Genomic DNA, 20,219 nt, shown 5'->3' on the forward strand with positions numbered 1-20,219 from the left:
CTAGGGCGACAGGGACGCGAGCCGCTGCTCCGCTTGTGTCGCGGCGGCCGTTCCCGGGAACTGGGTAATGACGCGGGTGTAGAGGGCGCGAGCGTCCTCCGGCTGCTTGAGCTTCAGCCGGCACTCGGCGAGCCGGAGCATGCCGTCGAGCACGGCGTCCCCGGCGGGGTAGGTCTGGATCAGGCGCTCGAAGAGCGAGGCCGCGCTGGAATGATCGTTCAGGCCGATCATCCCCAGCCCGCTGAAGTACAGCGCGTTGTCGGCGCGCGAGTGGCGGGGGTTCTGCTCGGCGAAGGCCCGCAGCTTCACCACCCCCAGCTCCGTGTTGCCGGTGCGCAGCACCGACAGCGCCTGCTCGAACTCCGAGTCCAGGGCGGCCGTGTTCACCGGCGCGCTGGCGGCGGGGGCGCTGCCCGAGTCGGACTCGGACGAGCCACTGACGAATACCTCCGCCTGCTCCTCGTCCGGCTCCACCACGGCCACGCGGGTGGACAGCGACGGCGCGGGCTCGTTCTTCGGCTTGAGCTTCACCACCGTGAGATCCGGCACCTCGAGCTGCGGAGCCGGCGCGGGCGCCGCGGGGGTGGGTGCCGGAGCGGCCTTGCCCGAGGAAGCCTGAGCCCCCTGCGGCGCGGAGCGGGCGCGGATCACCGAGGTGCTGCGCTCCAGGCGCTCCAGGCGATCGCCCAGGCGGCTCTGCTGCTCGCGCATGGTGCGCAGCTCGGAGCGCAGCGCGGCCATCTCCGTCTGCATGGCGGAGTCGGTGGCGCACGCGGCGAGCGTACACAGAGGTGCGACGGCCAGCAGCCGTCGAAGAATGGGGAGGCGCTTCAGCACGGGTATCCTCCCGGAGGATAGGGAGCGGCTCTGGAACCGGTCAAGAAAACGGCCCGGACTCAGAAGCGGTGGACCACGAAGTTGATGTGACGCCCAGTGCGCCCATGGTCCCTCCGGTGGGAGAAGAAGCGCGTGGAGTCACAGGACGTACAGTCCTGTAGCACGTCCATGTTGGCGACCTTCACGCCGGTGCGCCGCAGCGTCAGCACCACCGCGCGAGAGAGATCCAACCGGAACTCGTCGCCGCGCGCCACCACCACGTCCGGCCCGAAGCGCGTGGCGAAGTGCCTCGCGAGCTCCTCGGAGACGACATAGCAGCACTGCTGGATCGCCGGCCCCACCGCTACCAACAGCCGCTCCGGTTTAGCGCCGCTGGCCACCAGCGTTTCCACCGCGCGCGCGGAGACGTCCGCGTCCGTGCCACGCCACCCCGAATGCACCGCCGCCACGCGCTTGCCGTCCGGATCCACCAGCAGCACCGGCACGCAGTCGGCCGTGGACACGCCCACCCACTCGCCGGGTTGATCCGTCCACAGCGCGTCGGCCTCGCCCCGGTGCGGCTGCAACATGGCGGTGGCCTGGCCTCCGGTGACGTGCAGCACGCGGTCCCCATGCACCTGCTTCACGAGGTGCAGGGCCCCGAGCGGAGCGGCGGCGGCGGCGGCCAGGCGGCGGTAGTTCTCCTCCACGCGCTCGCGCACGTCTCCCACGGTGAAGCCCAGGTTGAGCGAGGCGAAGCGTCCCTCGGACACGCCTCCCGCGCGCGTGGCGAAGCCATGAGGCACGGGCAGCAGTGCGGATGTGATGAACGGCGGGCTCATATCGCCCTCCACGCTAGCCCACCCCACCCCCGAACGGCACCCGTCTGAGGGATCCTCATCCCAGGAGGAATTTTCTTCCGGGAACGTTTGACAGCCCCAAGTCGTCCACCTGACAATTCCAACCCTGCAGGTCCGGCGGAAAAGATTCCGACGGACCCACCTCCGAGAACATGGCCCTGGGTCCTCACACCGTCGGCAGGAAGCTCCTGTGGAGCATTGCCCTGCCCGGCCTCATCATCGCGTTGTTGGGTGCGGGCTACTTCTTCCGGGAGATGCGGCGCGCCGTACAGGACGCGGCCCACCGAGAGGCGCTGGCGCTGGCCGAGTTCGTCGCCTCCACCTTCACCCTGCCCCAGGCCGATCGCGCCCACCCGCATGGCGCGGTGGCGGAGGTGCTCGCGCAGGACAGCCGGCTGCTGCGCTCGGTGGCGGAGCTTCGGGTGCTGACGCCGGATGGGCGCATCCGCTGGTCTCGGCGGCGCGGCGAGGAGGGCTCGGTCCACCCGGAGAGCGCGCGGCTGACGACGCCCACGCCGGAGCGGGCCCGCTCGGGCCGAGAGGGCACCGAGGTGGTGCGCCCCCTGGGAGGCGCCGAGTGTACGGGGTGCCATACCGGCGAGGCGGCCTATCGGATGGGGACGCTTCAGGTGCGCCTGTCCGAGCCGCTGCTCAGCCGCCAGCTCTCGGGCGTCTTCCACGTCACGCTGGTGGCCACGCTGCTGTTTGGAGGCCTGCTGACGCTGGCCACTGCGTTCGCGCTCCACTTCTTCCTCACCCGCCCGCTGCGCCGGCTCACCAACCTCATGCGGCGCGCGGAGGAGGGAGAGTTCCTGGTGCGCGCGGAGACACGCGGCACCGATGAGCTCTCGCGGCTGAGCGCGGCCTTCAACCAGATGCTGGCGCGCCTCACCTCCATGAAGGTGGAGGAGATCGACACCCACCGCGACCTGGCGATCACCAAGGACAAGCTCGCCCTCAAGGAGAAGCTCGAGGAGCGCATCACCGAGCTGTCGCTGCTCTTCGACATCGCCCACTCGCTCAACTCCACGCTGGAGCTGTCGGAGCTGTTCGAGCGTGTCACCCGGCTGGTGGTGGAGCGGCTGAAGATCCCCAACTTCTCCGTCATGCTGGTCAACGCGGACGGGCTGCTAGAGATCAAGAGCGCCTGGCCGCAACACCGGGGCAACGAGGGGCTCACCTTCGCCATGGGCGAGGGCGCGTGCGGCCGCGCCGCCGAGAGCCTCCGGGCGGTGTACCTACCGGACGTGGAGGATCGCGGCAGCGGGTTCGCCCGGCGCAACCTCGTGGGTGGCACCGACCATGGCTCGCTGCTGGCGGTGCCCATGGTTCACATGGACACGCTGCTGGGGGTGATGAACTTCCAGCGCCCGGAGGTGGCCGGCTTCTCCCCGGAGGAGCTGGAGCTGCTCACGGCGGTGGCGGATCAAGCGGCCACGGCGGTAAAGAACGCCCGGCTGCACGCGGAGACGGTGCAGCTCACCATGACGGATCCGCTCACCGGGGCGCCCAACCGTCGCCACCTCTTCAGCCGGCTGGAGCTCGAGCTGGCGCGCGCCGAGCGCTACGGCAACCCGCTGTCCGTCCTCATGGTGGACGTGGACCACTTCAAGAAGCTCAACGACGGGGCGGGCCACCGCACTGGCGACGAGGCGCTGCGCAAGGTGTGCGATGTGCTGCGCTCGCGTGTGCGCAAGGTGGACACGCTGGCGCGCTACGGCGGCGAGGAGTTCATGGTCCTGCTGCCACAGACGGACAAGGCGGCCGCGGTGGAGGTGGGCGAGAAGCTGCGGCGCGCGGTGCTGGAGGCGACCAGCCTGGCCTCCGCCACCCAGCCGGGCGGCCACATCACCATCTCCATCGGCGTGTCCAGCTTCCCGGTGGACGCCACCGATCAGGACACCCTGGTGGACTGCGCGGACTCGGCGCTCTACGGCAGCAAGCGCGGCGGCCGCAACAAGGTGACGCCGTACGAGCCTGGCATGGAGATCCACCCGGGCCGTGAGCGCGGACCCCATTCCTCTCGGCCGGCGAACGAGCCCGCTCGTCCCCTGCCCCCTCCAGGCGTGGCCAAGGCCTGAGCGTCCCGCGCGCTCAGCGCCCGCCGACCAGCGGCCGTACCGTGGGCAGCATCAGATCCGCCCACTGCTCGTAGCCAGCGTCCGAGGGGTGGAAGCCGTCTCCGCTGAAGAAGTCCGGGCGCGCGGGGATGAACTCGCGGCTGGCCGAGTACATGTCCACCACGTGGACCCCGTGCGCGCGGGCCACGGTGGAGATGGCCTCATTGAAGGGCTCGATGCGGCCCTCGTAGAGGTGGCTGGGCACCAGGCGCGCCACCGGCGCCAGCGCCATGTCCGGCAGGTTCACCACCACCAGCGAGGCCCCCGTCGGCTTCAGCCTCCGGGCGACCCGATCGAGATCGTCCCGGAAGTCCTCCACCGAGGTGCCGCGCCACAAGTCGTTGATGCCGATGCCGATCGTCACCAGCGTCGGCTGCGTGGACACGGCACGCTTGAGCTGGGAGCTCACCACATCCCGGATGACCGCGCCGCTCATACCGAGGTTGGTGAGCCCCACCGGAAGCCCGCCCTGTCGCAGGCGCGAGGCGAGGCGCTCGGGATAGCCCCCACCACGACTCGCCCCCACCCCCACCGCCGAGCTATCCCCGAGAGCCACGTAGCTGACGCTCAAGCCTGTCTCCTCACATCGCGTACAGGGATGCTCAGGGCATCTGGAGCGCGCGCAGCAGCCGGCTGCTACCGCCGGGCATCACCACGCGCAGCAGCAAGGTGCCACCCGCGGGCGTGGCGCGGATGGCCTCGGCCAGCTGCTCCGCGTTGCGCACGGGCTTGCGGTTGGCCTCCACCACCAGCATGCCGGGCGACAGCTCCGCGCGCTCCGCGGGAGAGCCGGGCACCACGTCGGTGATCAGCGCCCCCTGGTCCTGCTTGAAGCCCGCCTGCCGCGCGATGCGCGAGTCCATGTCGCTCAGCGACACACCCACGCGCGCCTTGGAGCTCTCCTCCTCCTCGCGCGGCGTGTTCTTGCCGATGCCCTCGAGGTCCGGCCGCGTGCCCAGCGTCACCTTCACATCTTCCTTCTTCCCGTTGCGGTAGATGGTGAGGGTGGAGGTGCTGCCCGGCCGCTTGAGCGCCACCGTGCGGGTCAGCGCGCTGCCGGAGCCGATCTTCTGCCCGTCCAGGGCGATAATCACGTCATCCAGCTTCAGGCCCGCCTTCGCCCCAGGAGCCCCCGGGCGCACGTCGTTCACGATGGCGCCCTCGTTGACGGGGAGGCTGAGCGCCTTGGCGATCTCCGGCTTCAGATCCTGGATTCCAATGCCCAGGAAGCCACGGGTGACGACACCCTCCTTCTCGAGTTGGGGCAGCAGCGCGCGGATGAGGTTGCTGGGCACCGAGAAGCCAATGCCCGTGCCCCCACCCACGATGGCGGTGTTCATGCCGATCACCTCGCCCTTCATGTTGAAGAGCGGACCGCCGGAGTTGCCCGGGTTGATGGCCGCGTCGGTCTGAAGGAAGTCGTCATAGGGGCCCGCCTGGATGTCACGCGCCTTGGCCGAGAGGATGCCCAGGCTCACGCTGGAGGCCAGACCGAACGGGTTGCCGATGGCCAGCACCCAGTCCCCCACGCGCGTGTCGTCCGAGTCGCCCAGCCCCACCGAGGGCAGGTTGGCCACCTTGCTCTTGAGCTTGAGCACGGCCACGTCCGTGAGTGGGTCCCGCCCCACCACCTCGGCGGGGAAGGAGCGCCCGTCGTCCATGCGGATCATGATGGAGACCGCGTCCTCGACGACGTGGTTGTTGGTGACCACCACGCCCTTGGGGTCGATGATGAAACCGGAGCCGGCGCCCTGGCGAACGGGCTCACGCCCATCCATGCGGCCGCCCCCGAAGAAGCGGTCCAGGGGGCCCTGCCCCATGCCGCGCTGGCCTCCCATCTTGGCCGTCACGTCCACGTTCACGACGGCGGACTTCACGGAGTCGACCAGGGGAGCAAGCGAGGGCAGCGCCTGCGCCTCTCGCGTGGCGGGCTGAACGTTGCCCGTGGTGGGCGGCTGAGCCGGAGCCGGCTGCTGGGCCAGCGCTGGAACGGAGAGCACAGCGACGAGCCCTGCTACCGCGGTGCTCCGAAGAACGAATTTTGGCTGTCTCATAGTTACCCCAAGCTAAAGCGGTATCCGGGGTCGGCAAGCGAAACCACGTCCCGGGCGCCTGGGGAGAACACTGCGCCGCCCTTCCTCTTCCCGAGCTTTCGCCGGGAGGCCCGCCCGCTGTTCTGTTGTCCGCACCTCAACAGCAGGACAGGCTTCCAGCGGCCTCAGGCAGGGCGGTAAACTCGGTAGTCGATCTCCGGGAAGATGTTGTTGCGCGATTCGATCTGGGACAACCAGGGCTCGTCGATATTCCCTCCCCGCACCTGGTCGTGCAGGCGCAGGAAGCGCAGGACGTGCTCCTTCGTGCGACGCACGGCGTAGTCCACCATGGTGCCCGTCTTCATGATGAAGGCCCAATCGGAGGACTGGGCGAGCAGCAGCTCGCGCGCGGCCTGGTTGAGGGCCCGGCGCTGTAGATCCGACGTCTCGGGGAAGTCCCGCGCCAGCGCCACCATCTGCTGGGCACAGTGGTGCAGGTGCCGGTAGATCCAATCGTTGGAGCCATCCAGCCACATATGGGCGTAGCCCCCCGAGCCCCACGAACTCAGCGGCGGCGTGGACACCTGGTTCTCCGGGTGCTCGCGCAGATCATCGAACGGCGACACCAGCCGGAACGTCTCCTGGTCGCGGGCCACCTGGCGGATGAGGGCCTCGAGGAACAACGGGCCCTCGAACCACCAGTGCCCGAAGAGCTCCGCGTCGTACGGGGCCACCACCACCGGCTTGCGGCCGCCCATGCGGGTGGCCAGGTATTCGATCTGCTTCTCGCGGTTGAACAGGAAGTTGCCCGCGTGCTCGATGGCCCGGGCGCGCGCGGCCTCGGGATCGTAGGGCTGCTTCTCCTGCGTCTTGCCGGTGATGCGGAAGTACTTGTAGCCGGTGTTCTTCCGGTCTCCGGTGGGCTGGATGAAGGGCCGGATGTAGTCCAGGTCCAGATCCCACCCGATGTCCCGGTAGAACTCGCGGTACAGCGGGTCTCCCGGGTAGCCGCTCTCGGAGCTCCACACCTGCTGCGAGCTCTCCGGATCGCGCGCATACACCGCCACGCCCGCCTCCGTGTAGATGGGCGCGAAGGGGCCGTACAGCGGGCGCGGCGTGGCGTCCGTCAGCCCGTGCGTGTCCACGAAGAAGTAGCGGATGCGCTCGGAGGCCAGGAAGCGCTCCACCCCGGGGTAGTAGCCACACTCGGCCAGCCAGATGCCCGGCGCGTCCCGGCCGAACGTCAGCCGGTAGTGGTTGGCCGCCACGGTGATCTGCGCCCGCACCGCCTCGGGCGTCTCCTGCATCAGCGGCAGGAAGCCATGGGTGGCACAGCAGGTGACGATCTCCAGGTGCCCCGCGTCCTGCAGGCGCCGGAACGCGCTCACCAGATCGCCCCGGTAGCGCCCGTGCCAGGCCTCGCGCAGCGACTCGAAGTGCTCGCGATAGAAGCGCGCCAGCGGACCGAAGGTGGCGTCATTCCGGGTGCGATGGACCTCGAGCGCGCCCAGCTCGCAGAGCCGGTCCAGCTTGCGCGCGTAGCGTCCCATCAGCAGCTCGTCGCGCAGCATGGTGACGAGCGTGGGGGTGAGCGACATCGTCACCCGGAAGGGCACGCCCTCCTCCGCCAACCGGTCGAACACGAGCAGCAGCGGCAGGTACGTCTCGGAGATGGCCTCGTAGAGCCAGTCCTCCTCCAGGAAGTCCTCGTGCTCCGGATGGCGCACGAACGGCAGGTGCGCGTGGAGTACCAGCGCCAGCGAGCCCTGACTCATAGGTGACGTGCCCTATCGTCCCCGCCCCGAATGCGGCGGTGTCCAGTGGATCTGCTCGGAGGATCCTCCCCGCGCCCCGCCTCCCAGGGACAGCTCGGAGGACCCGCCCCGAATGCCCCCTCGGAACAGCGGCTCGAAGACGCCCTTGGGCGCGCGGCCACCCATCGCGGCGGACTGCTCGGAGGAGCCGGGCGGACGCGAGGGAACCAGCATGTGCTCGGGCACGGCGCCCAGGGTCAGCTCGGGGCCGCCGGCCTCGCGGGCGATGAGCTCCCGACGAATCTGAAGCACATCCGCCATGTCCGCGCTGCCCGGCAGCGCCACGCGCTCCCAGGTGAAGTACTCGCGCTCGTCCAGGGGCGCCTCCAGCACGGGCGGGGCGGGCACCAGCTCGGGCGTGGGCACGGGCTGCGGCACCGCGCTCACGGTGGGAGGCGGCGGCGGGGGCATCCGCATGAAGCGCACCGAGGTGTCATGCGACAGCCCCGACTGCGGCAGGTTCACCGGATGGGAGGAGTAACCGATCCGGCGCGAGCGGCCATCGCGGCCCACGAAGTGCGCCTCCACCCGATAGGCGCGTCCCGGCGGCAGGCCGTGGATGTAGAAGCTGCGCGACTCGAGGACGAACTCCTCCATGCGGACCAGCTTGTCGCCGTCGTACACGCGCAACACGGCCCGGGGATCGTCGAGCCCCTCGATGGCCCGGGCGCGGGCGGCGGGGCTGAAGTCCCAGGAGATGAAGAGGGTGTGCGGATCCCGGGCCAGCGCCATCGCGAGATCGTTTCCGTAGTCCAGCGGCAGCTCGCCCAGGTTCTCGTCGTCGCCGGTCGCCTGGACCTGCACCGCGCGCGGAGCCTGGTCCTCGGTCATATGGTGGCGCCGTAGCTCGCGCTCCCCCACCACCCGGGCCACGAAGAAGCCCTCCAGCAGCGGCTCCGCGGGGCGCGCGTGGACAGTCTCGGGCGGCGCGCTGGACGCCTCGGACGCGGCCTCCCGCCCTGCCCTCTCGGCGGACCTGTAGGACCGTGGGCGAGGGGGGAAGTTCACTACTTGTGCGGGCTGGGGCAGCGGAGCCGTGTCCTCGGGCTGCGCCGGGGCGGCGCGTGAAGGGGCGCTCTTGCGCGCCGGAGCCGGGGAGGCCTTCTTCTCCGGCTCCTTCTTCTCCGGGGCCTTCTTCGCCTCCGCCTTCTTCTCCGGGGCCTTCTTCGCCTCCGCTTTCTTCTCCGGGGCCTTCTTCGCCTCCGCCTTCTTCTCCGGAGCCTTCTTGCGCTCGGGCTCCTTCGTCCGCTCGGCCCCCTTCTTCTCGGAGGAGGCCTTCTTGCCCTTGGGCTTCTTGTCCATGGCCTGGACACCGCGGAACGTCCGGGACGCGGTGGCGGCGCCCTTGGGCGCGGCCTTGGCGGGGGTGGGCAGCGCGATGCCGGCGAGCTTCGCCAGCTTCTTCAGCGCGGGGACGAACTGGGCGAGCGCGGCGATGAGCTGCTGCTTGTTCAGCTTGCTGTGGCCGGGGCCCAGGTACTTGCGCGCCAGGTCACGCAGATAGCTCACGGTGACGCTCTTGAGTTCGTCCATACCCGGGTCGCCTTTAGGCCGCCGGCCCCCGAGGGTCAACGAGGCTGTGTTTTTTTCTGTTCGTCGCACGACCGCACTCCCCATGTCACAGCCGATGACACCTTGGAAATGGAACGGTTATCCTGCTCCCGCTTGAGCGACCTGCCCAGACTCCTGCTGTGCAGCTTCGACGTCATCCCCGGCCCGTCGGGTTCGTCGCGCCGTCTGACCGAGTACCTCAAGGCGCTACCCGATCGGTTCCATGTGGTGGTGTTGTCCGCGAAGACGCCGGACCATTCCCACATCGAGAAGTACCAGGGCGCACGCCTGCTGCGCGTCCCCGTGGGCTCGGGCGATCTGGCCTCCCGAATCCAGGCCTTCGAGCGCGCCGTGCGGCGCCAGCTCGAGAGTGAGGAATACGCCCTCGCCCACTTCACCGATCCGTTCGGCGGCTATGCCCTGTGCGAGCTGAAGGGCGACTACGGCTACCGCCTCATCTATGAGGCGCAGACCTTCCCCTCGCAAGAGCTGCGCTACACCCACCCTCAGACGGAGGGCGACAAGCGCTTCCTGGCCAAGATACGGCGGCAGGAGCTGTTCTGCCTGATGAACGCCGACAGGGTCGTCACCGGCTCGCAGGCCACCCAGTCGTACATTCAATCGCTCGGTGCCAGCACGGAGCAGATCCGGCTGCTGCGAGCGCCGGTGGACCTGACGCCCTACACGCCGGACGTGCTGGGAGCGCCCGACAGCCGCCCCATGCGGCTGATGTACCTGGGCAGTCAGTCCGGCTGGCAGGGCCTGCCCACCCTGTTCCGTGCGCTCGCCATCGCCCTGGAGAAGGGCGCCGAGGCGAAGCTCACGCTGGTGGGCGCGCGTCACCCGGACTGGCAGCCGCACCTGGAGGATCTGTCCAAGGAGCTGGGCATCCAGGCGCACGTGGAGTTCCAGCCCCCGGTCCTCCACGACGATCTCGTGAAGGTGCTGGCGCTGGCGGACGTGGGCGTCATTCCTCTGGATGACGTGGACCGCAACCGGCTCCAGGGAGGCCCGCTCGCCAAGGTCTCCGAGTACCTGGCCGCCGGCCGACCGGTGATCGCCGCGGACCTCCCGGTGACGCGCGAGCTCATCCCCGAGTCCACCGTCCTCTTCCATCCGCCGGGGGATGCGCGGGCCCTGGCCGAGCGAATCATCGAGCTGGCGAGGGACGTGCCTCGGCGGGTGGCGATGGGGCAGGAGGCCCGGGCCTTCGCCGAGCAGGAGCTCGACGCGGGCATCGTCCGCGGCAAGCTGCTGGACCTCTATGATGAGCTGCTCGGGCCGCAGGCGCCCGTGAGCGCTCCGACCGAGCTGCCCATGCCGACGATGACGGGCACGCCGACCAACCGGATTCCCCAGCTCACGTCGTCCGAGAATCGGAAGAACTCCGCGCTCGCCGCCTCCGAGCCGGCCAAACCCGCGGCCTCCGCCCCCGTCCCTCCTCACAAGGAGCCGTCCCGCGAGGACCTGCCGCTGGTGGTGGGCCAGGTGCTCGACGAGAACGTCGACACGCGCCTCATCAAGACCGAGCCCGACGTGCGCCCCAACGAGCCTCCGGTGGTGATGGGCCTGCCGCTGCGCGAGAAGGCGGCTCCGAGCGTCTCCAGCCTGTCGGTCGAAGAGCCCCCGGCGCCCACGCCCATCGTCCGACCGCCCGCCTCATTGCGCGAGGAGCCCCCGGCGCCCACGCCCATCGTGAAGCCGCCAGCGGGGCTGCGCGAGGAGCCCCCCGAGGAGGAGCCGCCGACCCCGGTCCTCTCCCCTCCTCCGGTCCCTCGTCGCGAGGCCACGCCCCCGACGCCCACTCCGGTGGTCCGCCTGCCGCCAGAGCCCGTGCGCGAGGAGCCTCCCGCGCCCACGCCAATCGTTCAGATGAAGACGCTTGGCCCGAGCCGCTCCTCCCGGCCAGAGCCCCCTCCCAGCCGCCCTCCCGTGCTGACCCCAATCAAGCCGCCGCCGGAGCCCGTCAAGGCACCGCCCGAGCTCATCAAGTCACCTCCCGAACCCGTCAAGGCACCGCCCGAGCCCGTGCGCGCGCAGCAGGAGCCCGCCGAGAAGAGCCGCTCGCTTCCGCCCGCGCTCCCGAAGACGCCTCCCACGGGCACCCGGACCCCGCCGCCCCTCACGACGCCCGCGAGCCCTCCGCCCCCGCGCCCCGCTCCGCCTCCCGTGGTCGCCGTCGTCGAGGAAGAGCCCGAGGAGCTGCCGGAAGATGTCGCCGAGGACGTGTCCGACGAGCCCGAGGACATCTCCGACGAGGCCCAGGATATCTCCGACGAGGCCGAGCTGGACGCGGCACCCACCCCTCCCCACCCCCACCCACGGCTGGAGGAGCCCGAGGAGATCAGCAGCGACGAGGTCCAGGAGACCGGGGACGCGGACGCCGTCGAGGCGGTGGATGATCACGTCGAGCCGGTCGAAGACGCCGTCCCGGAGGCCGAGGCTGATCCGATCAAAGCGGCCGAGGCCGCCGTGCCGGAAGCCGAGGCCGAGCCCGAGGACACCCCGGAGCCCGCGCCGCCTAACTCGGCCTTGGATCCATGGTTTGCGCAGCTGGCCCACGGCTACTGCCCCCCCGAGGGAGCACAGTTCGCCCGGCACACCCCGCCCACCACCTTCCCGGGCCGGGACGAGGACACGACGGATCCGTCTCGGGTCCCGCCTCCTCCCTCGCTGGCCCAGGGAGCGCCGCGCGGCAAATCGTCGTAGACCAGCCAACCGAGCACGCCCCGGAAACTTTCCTGCCTTGCGGCCGGTGGAATAGGATGCTCCGGTTTTCACTGCACTTTTCGCGAGCCATCGCGACTACCGAAGGACTTCATGGAGCGTCGGGTCCTCATCGTCGAAAGCCAGAACGAATTCGCCCTCAGCATGGCCACTGTCCTCCGCAGCGCGGGGTACACCACGGCCATGGCCAACTCCTCCGTTGAAGCACAACGGGAGATGGAGAAGCGCCGGCCGGACCTCGTGGTCCTCCGGGCGGAGCTTCCAGACCAATCCGGCTTCACCCTCTGTGGTCAAATCAAGAAGGGAAAGTGGGGCCAGAACCTGAAGGTTCTGCTCCTCTCTTCGGACACAGGGGTGGATGGGCTCAACCAGCACCGGCAGACGCCGGCCGCCGCGGATGGCTACCTGGTCATCCCCTTCGAGATGGGGGAGCTGGCCTCGCTCAGCTCCAACATCGTGCCGCCCGGCACCCCGGAGGACTCGGAGACGGACGCGTCGCTCGACTCGGCGCTGGCCGGAAACCCGCGCGAGGCGCCGCCGGCCATTCCGCCGCCGCTGCGCACCGCCCCCGCGGGAGGTCCGCCCAAGCTGCCCAAGCGTGAGCGCCGCAGCGCCATCAACGACGAGGACCGTACCTTCCTCGATCGCGCCTTCCAGTCCATCGCGGACCGCAAGGCGGAGCTGCTGGCCGAGTCGCGTCAGGTCAAGCGCACCCCGCCCAAGCGCGAGCTGATGGGCACGCCCGAGGGCAAGATCCAGGTCCTCCGAGACGAGCTGAAGGTGCGCGAGGCGCAGCTGGCCCGCATCTCCGAGATCTGGAGCGTGCGCGAGCGCGAGCTCCTGTCCGTCGAGGACCGGCTCCACGAGAAGGACGTGGAGCTGCAGGGCCTGAAGATGCAGGTGGACGACCTGCTGCGCCGCTTCAACGAGGCGCAGACGGCCATGCTCCAGAAGGAGCGTGAGCACGGCGCCACGGTCGACGACCTGCTCCTGCAGAAGTTCTCGGCCGAGAAGGACCTCATCGAGGTCGTCGCCTCCAAGGAAAAGGACATCAATGTCCTCAAGAAGGAGGTCAAGAACCGCGACGAGGACCTGAGCCGCCGCGCCTCGGAGCTGGAGAACGCCCGGAACGAGTACGACAAGCTGGAGAAGCAGTTCAACACCTCCACGCTGGAGTCCGAGGTCCGCGAGCAGAAGCTCCACGACACCATCCGCGGGCACGAGACGGAGATCTCCCAGCTGCGCCGCCGCGGCGACGAGCTGGACGCCACCCTGGCGCAGACGGTCAGCGATCGCGACCAGCGCTACGCGGAGCTGGACGGCGAGATTCAGGCCCTCCAGGAGCGGCTGCAGCAGACCGAGCAGGAGCGCGACGCCACGGTGCGCGCCCTGGAGCAGCGCGCCACCGCCGCCGAGGAGCACGGCGCCCAGTCCGACGCGGAGATCGAGCGGCTGAAGGCCGAGCGCGTGGCGCTCGAAGCCCGGCTCAACCAGCAGATCGCCGACCTGGAAGCGGACCTTGCCCGGACCATCGGCGAGCGCGACCAGCTCAGCTCCGACAAGGACGCGCAGGAGCAGGACCTCACCCAGCGCATCGAAGAGCGCGACACGAAGATCTCCGGCCTCGAGCGCGAGCTGGCCGAGACCATCGCGCGCAACGAGCAGCACGAGGCGGAGCTCAACTCCTCCATCCAGCAGCACCTGGAGCGCATCGGCGAGCTGGAGGGCGAAGTCGAGGCCCTCAAGGCACACCTGGCCGACCGTGAGAACGAGCTCACTGGCGAGCTGGAGGCCCTCAACCAGGCCAAGGATGCGCTGGAGACGGACCTCACCGACCGGCTCCACGCGCTGCAGACGGCCAAGGACACCCTGGAGGCGGACCTCAAGGGCCAGCTCGAGGCGCTCAACCAGGCCAAGGACACCCTGGAAGCCGACCTCACCGGCCAGCTCCAGGCGCTCAACATCGCCAAGAACACCCTGGAGGCGGACCTCACCGGTCAGATCCAGGCGCTGGAGCAGGCCAAGGCCGCCATGGAGGCGGACCTCAACGGCCAGCTCGAGGCGTCGCAGGCCCACGGCGAGAAGCTCCAGGCGAACATCGTCTCCCTCGAGGACACCGTCGCCCAGCGCGACCAGACCATCGAGGGCCTGCGCACGGACGTGTCCGAGCGTGACAGCCGCATCGCCGACGTGACCGGCGAGCTGGAGGCCACCTCCCAGACGCTCTCCGAGACGCAGGGCACGCTCACCCGCACCGAGGAGACGCTGGCCACCACGCGTGGCGAGCTGGAGGCCACCTCCCAGACGCTCTCCGAGACGCAGGGCACGCTGGCCCGCACCGAGGAGACGCTGGCCAGCACCCGGGGCGAGCTGGAGGCCACCTCCCAGACGCTCTCCGAGACGCAGAACACGCTGGAGCAGACCAAGGCGCAGCTGGCCTCCACCACGGCCATCCGCGACGAGCTGGACAGCGAGCTGTCCGACACGAAGGCCACGCTGGAGCACACGCAGGGCGAGCTGTCCCGCACCGCGCAGACGCTCTCCACGCGTGAGGGCGAGCTGAAGACGGCGCGCGGGGACATCGACCGGCTCACCGGCGAGCTGCGTGACACCGAGCAGGCCAAGGCTGCCCAGGAAGCGGAGCTCACCGGTCAGATCGGCGAGCTGCGCGCGGAGCTGTCCGAGACGCAGGGCAACTACGAGGCCGAGCGCGCCGCCCACCACAAGCTCGCCGAGGAGACCACCGCGCAGATCCAGGCCCTCACGGGCGAGCGCGAGGGGCTGCGCCGCGAGCTGGACAGCACCATCGAGGACCTGACCTCCACGCAGGGCACGCTGGCGCAGACGCGGGACACGCTCGCGCGCGAGCAGGCCGCGCACGAGGCCACCCAGCAGCAGGCCGCGCAGACTCAGGCGAACCTGGAAGCGCAGCTCAACGACGCGCGCGACCATGGCCAGGATCTGGCCGAGCAGCTGGCCGCCACCAAGCAGGAGCTGGGCGAGCGCGTGGCCGAGCTAACGCAGCTCACCTCGCAGCTGGCGGACGCCGAGAACACCCGCCACATCCTCGAGGACAAGCTCCACACGCTCACCGAGGAGTCCCAGCGCCGCGAGGAGCTGCTGCAGAACGACCTGGCCGGCAAGAGCAAGGAGCTGTCCGACACGCTCCGCAAGCTCACCACCGTCACCCAGGAGAAGCAGCGCCAGGCCGAGGCCCTCACCCGCGACGTCACCGCCAAGACCGAGCAGCTCAAGGCGCTCGAGGCCAAGCTGCAGCAGCAGCAGGCCGATGCCCAGAAGCAGGCCCAGGCGCTCCAGCAGCAGGTCGCGGGGCTCACCGGGGACCTGGACGGGGCACGCAAGGAGATCGCCGGCCGCGACGATCAGCTGCGCCAGGCGGGCAACGCCCAGGCGAAGCTCATGGCCGACCGCGATGCCGTGGCCGGTCAGCTCCAGCAGGCCGAGGGCCGGCTGCAGCAGCTCACCCAGGTCCAGACGGCCGAGCGCGCCGAAGCCAAGCGCACCTCGGACGATCTCGCCAAGAAGGTGGCCGCCGCCGAGGCGCGCATCGCCCAGCTCACCCAGGAGGCCCAGCAGCGCGCCGCCGAGGCCGAAGCCAAGGTCAAGGAGGTCCAGGGCCAGCTCACCACCCGCACCCGGAAGATCCAGGAGCTGGAGCTGGCGTTGGAGAACGCCGCCAGCGCCAAGGGCCGCGCGGAGAAGGAGCTGAACGCCAAGGTCGCCGCCGCCGAGACCAAGGCCAACGAGGCCGCCACCAAGCTGGCCGCCGCCCAGCGCGAGCGCAAGGAGCTGGAGGGCAAGCAGCTCAAGGAGATCGAGGACCTCAACGCCAAGCAGAAGGCGGAGCTGGAGCGCCGCGACGCCATCAAGGCCCAGGAGGTGGCGCGCCTGCAGCAGTCCGTGCAGGAGAAGAGCAAGGCGCTCAAGGTCGCCGAGCTGGAGCTGGCTCGCTACAAGAGCAAGTCTCCCGCCGCCGCCGGGGCCGCCAAGCCCGCCGCCGCCAAGACTCCCGTCGGAGACGAGGAAGAGGACGCCGTGAAGACCCAGGTCAACACGGTGGCCGCTCCCGCGGCTCCCGCCGCACCGGCCAAGCCCGCTGCGGCCAAGCCCGCGACGGGCGCGCGCCCGGCCGCGGTCCAGACCATGGGGAAGAAGGCCCCTCCGGCGCCGGTCCAGGCCGCACCCGCTCCGGCCGCCGCGCCCGCGTTGGGCGACGACATGGACCCGGCCGACCGCACCGTGATGGTGCCGCTCGCCACCATGAAGAAGGAGGACGACCCCTGGTCCGCCCTCGTGGATGAGCTGGACAAGTAGTCGGCGCGGCTAGCGCCCAAAAACAAGGAGCGCGGTCCTCTCGGGCCGCGCTCCTCGTGTTTTCAGGGTCTGTGGATGCCTCAGAAAGCGGCTCGGGCCTCTCTCACCAGATCCCGGAAGTGCAGCGTGGCCACCACGTCCCGCAGGGCCACTACCCTACCGTTGGCCTGCGCCTGGGCCTGCCGCCACCGCGCCAGCAGGGTCCGCGCGGTCACATAACCGAGCACCATCGGGAACCCACCCGGGAGGAGGAACACCACCAGCGCCAGAACCATCCTCAACCACACCCACATGACGACGCACCTCAACGAAGACCGGAATGCCCGTTTTGGATGCACGTCGCATGCCCAGGGTGCGCAGAAAACTTCCCACCGTGTTTCCAGCAGGTTGCATACGGAGCAGGCTGTCGACGCGTCGCCGACACGTCGGGAACCCTGGCATTTTTGCCGCAGTCGGCACCGATCGCATCGGTTAAGTTCCGTTCGTGAGCGCACCTACGACATCCCCGCAGGGCCGTCCCTTCGCCAGCGTGGAGGACGCGGAGACCCGCCTGGAGCAGGTCGGCTACCTGTCCTCGCCGGAGATCGCCACGGCGTGCTTCCTGGCGGACCGGATGGACAAGCCCATCCTGGTGGAGGGCCCGGCGGGGGTGGGCAAGACGGAGCTGTCCAAGGCGCTGGCGCAGGCGCTGGGCCGGGAGTTCATCCGCCTGCAGTGCTACGAGGGGCTGGACGAGGCCAAGGCGCTCTACGAGTGGGAGTACGCCAAGCAGCTGCTCTACACCCAGCTCCTCCAGGACAAGATCGGCGAGATGGTGGGCGATGCGCGCTCGCTGGCGGAGGCCGCCGACCGGCTGGCCTCGGGCGACGCGGTGTTCTTCTCCGAGCGCTTCCTGCTGCCGCGGCCCATTCTCAAGGCGCTGCTGTCCGCGCAGCCGTCGGTGCTGCTCGTGGACGAGATCGACAAGGCGGATCCCGAGTTCGAGGCCTTCCTGCTGGAGGTGCTCTCGGACAACGCGGTGACGATTCCGGAGCTGGGGACGTTCAAGGCGAAGCACGTGCCTCGGGTGATCCTCACCTCGAACAACGCGCGCGAGCTGTCGGACGCGCTCAAGCGGCGCTGCCTGCACCTGCACATCGATTTCCCGGACCGCGAGCGCGAGCTGCGCATCGTCCGCTCGCGGCTGCCCCAGGTGGCCCAGACGCTGGCCGAGCAGGTGGTCGAAGCGGTGGCGGCCATCCGCAAGCTGGATCTGAAGAAGGCCCCCTCCATCAGCGAGACGCTGGACTGGGCGCAGAGCCTGGCGCTGCTCAACGCGGAGTCGCTGACGGCGGATCTGGTCGCCTCCACACTGAACCTGGTCCTCAAGTACGAGGGCGATATCGAGAAGGCGAAGGCCAACCTCTCGCAGATCGCCCAGGCCTGAGAAAAGTCGAGAATTGCCGCTTTGACGGGTCCAGCGGCATGTGAAAGAAGACCCGCGCGACTCTCCCCCATTCCGAATAAGGAACGACCATGAGCTCCACCTCGTCCGCCACGCTGCGCGCCAATCAGATCTGGATGGATGGCCAGTTCATGAAATGGGACGAGGGCCAGATGCACGTGATGACGCACGCGCTGCACTACGGCCTGGGCGTCTTCGAGGGAATCCGCGCCTACCGCACCCATGACGGGCGCATCGCCGTCTTCCGCCTGCGCGAGCACATCCAGCGGCTGGTGGACTCGGCGCACATCTGCATGCTGAAGCTGCCGTACACCACCGATGAGCTGGTGGAGGCGTGCGTCGAGTTGCTGCGCAAGCAGAAGGACATCTTCGCCAACGGCGCCTACCTGCGGCCCATCGCCTTCATGGGCGACGGCGCCATGGGCCTGGGCGCGGTGAACCCCACGCGCGTGGCGATCACCGCCTGGGACTGGGGCGCATACCTGGGCGAGAAGGGCATCCGCGAGGGCATCCGCGGCAAGGTCAGCTCCTTTACCCGCATGCACGTGAACGTGAACATGGTGCGCGGGAAGATCTCCGGCCAGTACGTGAACTCCATCCTCGCCAAGCGCGAGGCGGTGCTCGCCGGCTATGACGAGGCCATCCTGCTGGACATCAGCGGCTTCGTGGCCGAGGCCTCCGGCGAGAACATCTTCATGGTGAACAAGAAGGGCGTCATCAAGACCCCTCCCCTCTCCTCGCCCATCCTGGATGGCATCACCCGCGACACGGTGCTGAAGCTCCTGCGCGACAGCGGGCGCTACGTGGAAGAGGTGACGTTCACCCGTGACGCGCTCTACATCGGCAACGAGATCTTCTTCACCGGCACGGCGGCGGAGATCACCCCGGTGCGCGAGGTGGACAACCGGATGGTCGGCGACGGCAAGCCCGGCCCGGTGACGCAGTTCGTGCAGGAGACGTACTTCCGCACGGTCCGGGGCCAGGAGCCGCGCTACGCGGAGTGGTTGACCTACATCTAGTGGGACAAGGCCCGGGTTGCCTGGCCGCCCGGCACATTCATGCCGGGTTTCTCCAGATGGGTTAAAACCTCCCGGAGATGCGCCAGCCCGGCTACGCGGACAACAACCCCTTCAATCTCGAGAACCCGTCCATCCTCGACATCGCTCCGCCGGAGCCGAAGTCGCTGGAGGAGACGGGTCTCAAGATGGGCCTGCTCTCGGACATCGCCCTGAAGTACCTGTACTACTCGGGTACGGGCACGGGCATGTCGATCGCGGACGAGCTGTGCCTGCCGTGGACCGGCGTCATCGAGCGCGTGGTGGACTTCGTCGCCGCGGAGAAGCTGGTGGACCTGCGCGGCGGCAAGGGCTTCGGCCGCGCCTCGGTGGAGTTCGTGCTCACGGAGAAGGGGCGCGAGTACGCGCGTGACGCGCTCACGCGCACCACCTACGTGGGCCCGGCCCCGGTGCCCATCGAGCAGTACAACGCGCTCATCACCAGCCAGATCGAAGAGAACCCCGTTGTCAGCCGCGAAGAGCTGCTGATGGGGCTCTCGCACCTCACCGTCACCGAGGATCTGCTCGACAAGCTGGGCCCGGCGGTGAACTCGGGCCGCTCGCTGTTCCTCCACGGGCCTCCGGGCAACGGGAAGACGAGCCTCGCCGAGGCCATCTCGCGCATGTTCGGCGGCGAGGCGTACATCCCCTACTGCCTCGAGATCGACAATCAGATCATCAAGGTCTTCGACAACCTCAACCACGCCCCTGTCCCGCTGGAGATCGGCCGCGACAGCTCGGGCCGTCGGCAGACCTTCGAAATGGACAACCGCTGGCAGCTCTGCCGCCGGCCCGCGGTCATCGTCGGCGGTGAGCTGACGCTGGAGACGTTGGACCTCATCTACTCGGAGAGCGCCCGCTTCTACGAGGCCCCGTTCCAGGTGAAGGCCAACGGCGGCATGCTCCTCATCGACGACTTCGGCCGGCAGAAGGTCCACCCCACGGACCTGCTCAACCGGTGGATCGTCCCGCTGGAGAAGCGCATCGACTTCCTCACCCTGCACACGGGCAAGAAGTTCGAGATCCCCTTCGAGCAGCTGCTGGTGTTCTCCACCAACCTCGACCCCAAGGAGCTGGTGGACGAGGCCTTCCTGCGGCGCATCAAGTACAAGATTGAAGTGAAGAACCCGGAACAAGACACCTTCCGGGAAATCTTCGAGAGAGTGTGCGAGGCAGCGGGAATTCCCTATGTGGATCAGGCTGTCACGTACCTGATTGAGGGCTATTACAAGCCGCGAAACATGCAACTGCGCGCCTGCCACCCCCGAGACCTGGTGGCCCTCATCAAGGACGCGGCGCGCTACCGGCAAATCCCCCCGGCTTTGTCGAAGGATCTGCTCGACCAGGCGTGCGAGGTCTTCCTCGTCGATTTGTAGAGCGGGCTTTTCGTTGTCCTAAGCGCTCGGAATTTCTAGAATCACGGCCGAGTTGCAGACGTCGGCCGACCACCCGGTCCACCCTGGC

General features: G+C 69.2%; 13 protein-coding genes. 6 read left to right on the forward strand and 7 right to left on the reverse strand.

What is annotated here, in order from left to right; all coding sequences use genetic code 11:
• Together SYV04_RS00305 and pgeF are read right to left on the reverse strand one after the other, a co-directional pair.
• Entirely contained in the window at nucleotides 1-834 is an 834-nt protein-coding gene (locus SYV04_RS00305; protein WP_422723908.1) for a tetratricopeptide repeat protein, read from the reverse strand.
• Between the two features lie 62 nt (nucleotides 835-896).
• Nucleotides 897-1,658 carry a peptidoglycan editing factor PgeF gene (gene pgeF, locus SYV04_RS00310; RefSeq protein WP_321543524.1) on the reverse strand — a complete coding sequence of 254 codons (762 nt, stop codon included), beginning with the start codon at nucleotides 1,656-1,658 and terminating at the stop codon, nucleotides 897-899.
• A gap of 170 nt (nucleotides 1,659-1,828) precedes the next feature.
• Here pgeF and SYV04_RS00315 point away from each other — a divergent pair, with 170 nt between their 5' ends.
• Nucleotides 1,829-3,757 (forward strand): GGDEF domain-containing protein, encoded by a 1,929-nt coding sequence (locus SYV04_RS00315; protein WP_321543525.1) that lies wholly within the window; start codon nucleotides 1,829-1,831, stop codon nucleotides 3,755-3,757.
• Nucleotides 3,758-3,770: 13 nt separating this feature from the next.
• On the opposite strand, the gene SYV04_RS00320 is transcribed toward SYV04_RS00315, so the two are convergent.
• The 4 genes from SYV04_RS00320 to SYV04_RS00335 all read right to left on the reverse strand — a co-directional run bounded on the left by SYV04_RS00320 (nucleotide 3,771) and on the right by SYV04_RS00335 (nucleotide 9,176).
• Complete coding sequence (locus tag SYV04_RS00320; protein ID WP_321543526.1) at nucleotides 3,771-4,367, reverse strand: SGNH/GDSL hydrolase family protein; 597 nt, start codon at nucleotides 4,365-4,367, stop codon at nucleotides 3,771-3,773.
• Between the two features lie 31 nt (nucleotides 4,368-4,398).
• Complete coding sequence (locus SYV04_RS00325; RefSeq protein WP_321543527.1) at nucleotides 4,399-5,850, reverse strand: trypsin-like peptidase domain-containing protein; 1,452 nt, start codon at nucleotides 5,848-5,850, stop codon at nucleotides 4,399-4,401.
• A 164-nt stretch (nucleotides 5,851-6,014) separates the two neighbouring features.
• A complete protein-coding gene (locus SYV04_RS00330) occupies nucleotides 6,015-7,604 on the reverse strand; it encodes a glycoside hydrolase family 57 protein (RefSeq protein ID WP_321543528.1) in 1,590 nt (529 codons plus the stop codon).
• A gap of 12 nt (nucleotides 7,605-7,616) precedes the next feature.
• A complete protein-coding gene (locus SYV04_RS00335; protein WP_321543529.1) occupies nucleotides 7,617-9,176 on the reverse strand; it encodes a DUF4912 domain-containing protein in 1,560 nt (519 codons plus the stop codon).
• A 108-nt stretch (nucleotides 9,177-9,284) separates the two neighbouring features.
• Here SYV04_RS00335 and SYV04_RS00340 point away from each other — a divergent pair, with 108 nt between their 5' ends.
• The gene (locus SYV04_RS00340) at nucleotides 9,285-11,903 is read left to right on the forward strand and encodes a glycosyltransferase family 4 protein (protein ID WP_321543530.1); all 2,619 of its coding nucleotides are present in this window, start codon (nucleotides 9,285-9,287) and stop codon (nucleotides 11,901-11,903) included.
• A gap of 111 nt (nucleotides 11,904-12,014) precedes the next feature.
• Nucleotides 12,015-16,256, forward strand: a complete 4,242-nt coding sequence (locus tag SYV04_RS00345) for a response regulator (RefSeq protein ID WP_321543531.1) — start codon at nucleotides 12,015-12,017, stop codon at nucleotides 16,254-16,256.
• An 80-nt stretch (nucleotides 16,257-16,336) separates the two neighbouring features.
• On the opposite strand, the gene SYV04_RS00350 is transcribed toward SYV04_RS00345, so the two are convergent.
• The gene (locus tag SYV04_RS00350) at nucleotides 16,337-16,531 is read right to left on the reverse strand and encodes a hypothetical protein (RefSeq protein WP_321544456.1); all 195 of its coding nucleotides are present in this window, start codon (nucleotides 16,529-16,531) and stop codon (nucleotides 16,337-16,339) included.
• Between the two features lie 209 nt (nucleotides 16,532-16,740).
• On the opposite strand from SYV04_RS00350, the gene SYV04_RS00355 reads away from it, so the two are divergent.
• The 3 genes from SYV04_RS00355 to SYV04_RS00365 all read left to right on the forward strand — a co-directional run bounded on the left by SYV04_RS00355 (nucleotide 16,741) and on the right by SYV04_RS00365 (nucleotide 20,131).
• A complete protein-coding gene (locus SYV04_RS00355) occupies nucleotides 16,741-17,682 on the forward strand; it encodes an AAA family ATPase (protein ID WP_321543532.1) in 942 nt (313 codons plus the stop codon).
• A gap of 89 nt (nucleotides 17,683-17,771) precedes the next feature.
• Nucleotides 17,772-18,719, forward strand: a complete 948-nt coding sequence (locus SYV04_RS00360) for a branched-chain amino acid transaminase (RefSeq protein ID WP_321543533.1) — start codon at nucleotides 17,772-17,774, stop codon at nucleotides 18,717-18,719.
• A gap of 77 nt (nucleotides 18,720-18,796) precedes the next feature.
• Nucleotides 18,797-20,131, forward strand: coding sequence for an ATP-binding protein (locus SYV04_RS00365; RefSeq protein WP_321543534.1), 1,335 nt, complete (start codon nucleotides 18,797-18,799; stop codon nucleotides 20,129-20,131).
• Nucleotides 20,132-20,219: the final 88 nt, after the last annotated feature.

Origin of the sequence: Hyalangium ruber, assembly GCF_034259325.1 — a bacterium.
Classification (GTDB): domain Bacteria; phylum Myxococcota; class Myxococcia; order Myxococcales; family Myxococcaceae; genus Hyalangium_A; species Hyalangium_A rubrum.

What these genes read in the sequence shown, in the direction of transcription:
- pgeF (WP_321543524.1), bottom strand. Translation starts at nt 1,658, where the DNA reads ATGAGCCCGCCGTTCATCACATCCGCACTGCTGCCCGTGCCTCATGGC.
- SYV04_RS00315 (WP_321543525.1), top strand. Translation starts at nt 1,829, where the DNA reads ATGGCCCTGGGTCCTCACACCGTCGGCAGGAAGCTCCTGTGGAGCATT.
- SYV04_RS00325 (WP_321543527.1), bottom strand. Translation starts at nt 5,850, where the DNA reads ATGAGACAGCCAAAATTCGTTCTTCGGAGCACCGCGGTAGCAGGGCTC.
- SYV04_RS00330 (WP_321543528.1), bottom strand. Translation starts at nt 7,604, where the DNA reads ATGAGTCAGGGCTCGCTGGCGCTGGTACTCCACGCGCACCTGCCGTTC.
- SYV04_RS00335 (WP_321543529.1), bottom strand. Translation starts at nt 9,176, where the DNA reads ATGGACGAACTCAAGAGCGTCACCGTGAGCTATCTGCGTGACCTGGCG.
- SYV04_RS00340 (WP_321543530.1), top strand. Translation starts at nt 9,285, where the DNA reads ATGGAACGGTTATCCTGCTCCCGCTTGAGCGACCTGCCCAGACTCCTG.
- SYV04_RS00345 (WP_321543531.1), top strand. Translation starts at nt 12,015, where the DNA reads ATGGAGCGTCGGGTCCTCATCGTCGAAAGCCAGAACGAATTCGCCCTC.
- SYV04_RS00350 (WP_321544456.1), bottom strand. Translation starts at nt 16,531, where the DNA reads ATGGTTCTGGCGCTGGTGGTGTTCCTCCTCCCGGGTGGGTTCCCGATG.
- SYV04_RS00360 (WP_321543533.1), top strand. Translation starts at nt 17,772, where the DNA reads ATGAGCTCCACCTCGTCCGCCACGCTGCGCGCCAATCAGATCTGGATG.
- SYV04_RS00365 (WP_321543534.1), top strand. Translation starts at nt 18,797, where the DNA reads ATGCGCCAGCCCGGCTACGCGGACAACAACCCCTTCAATCTCGAGAAC.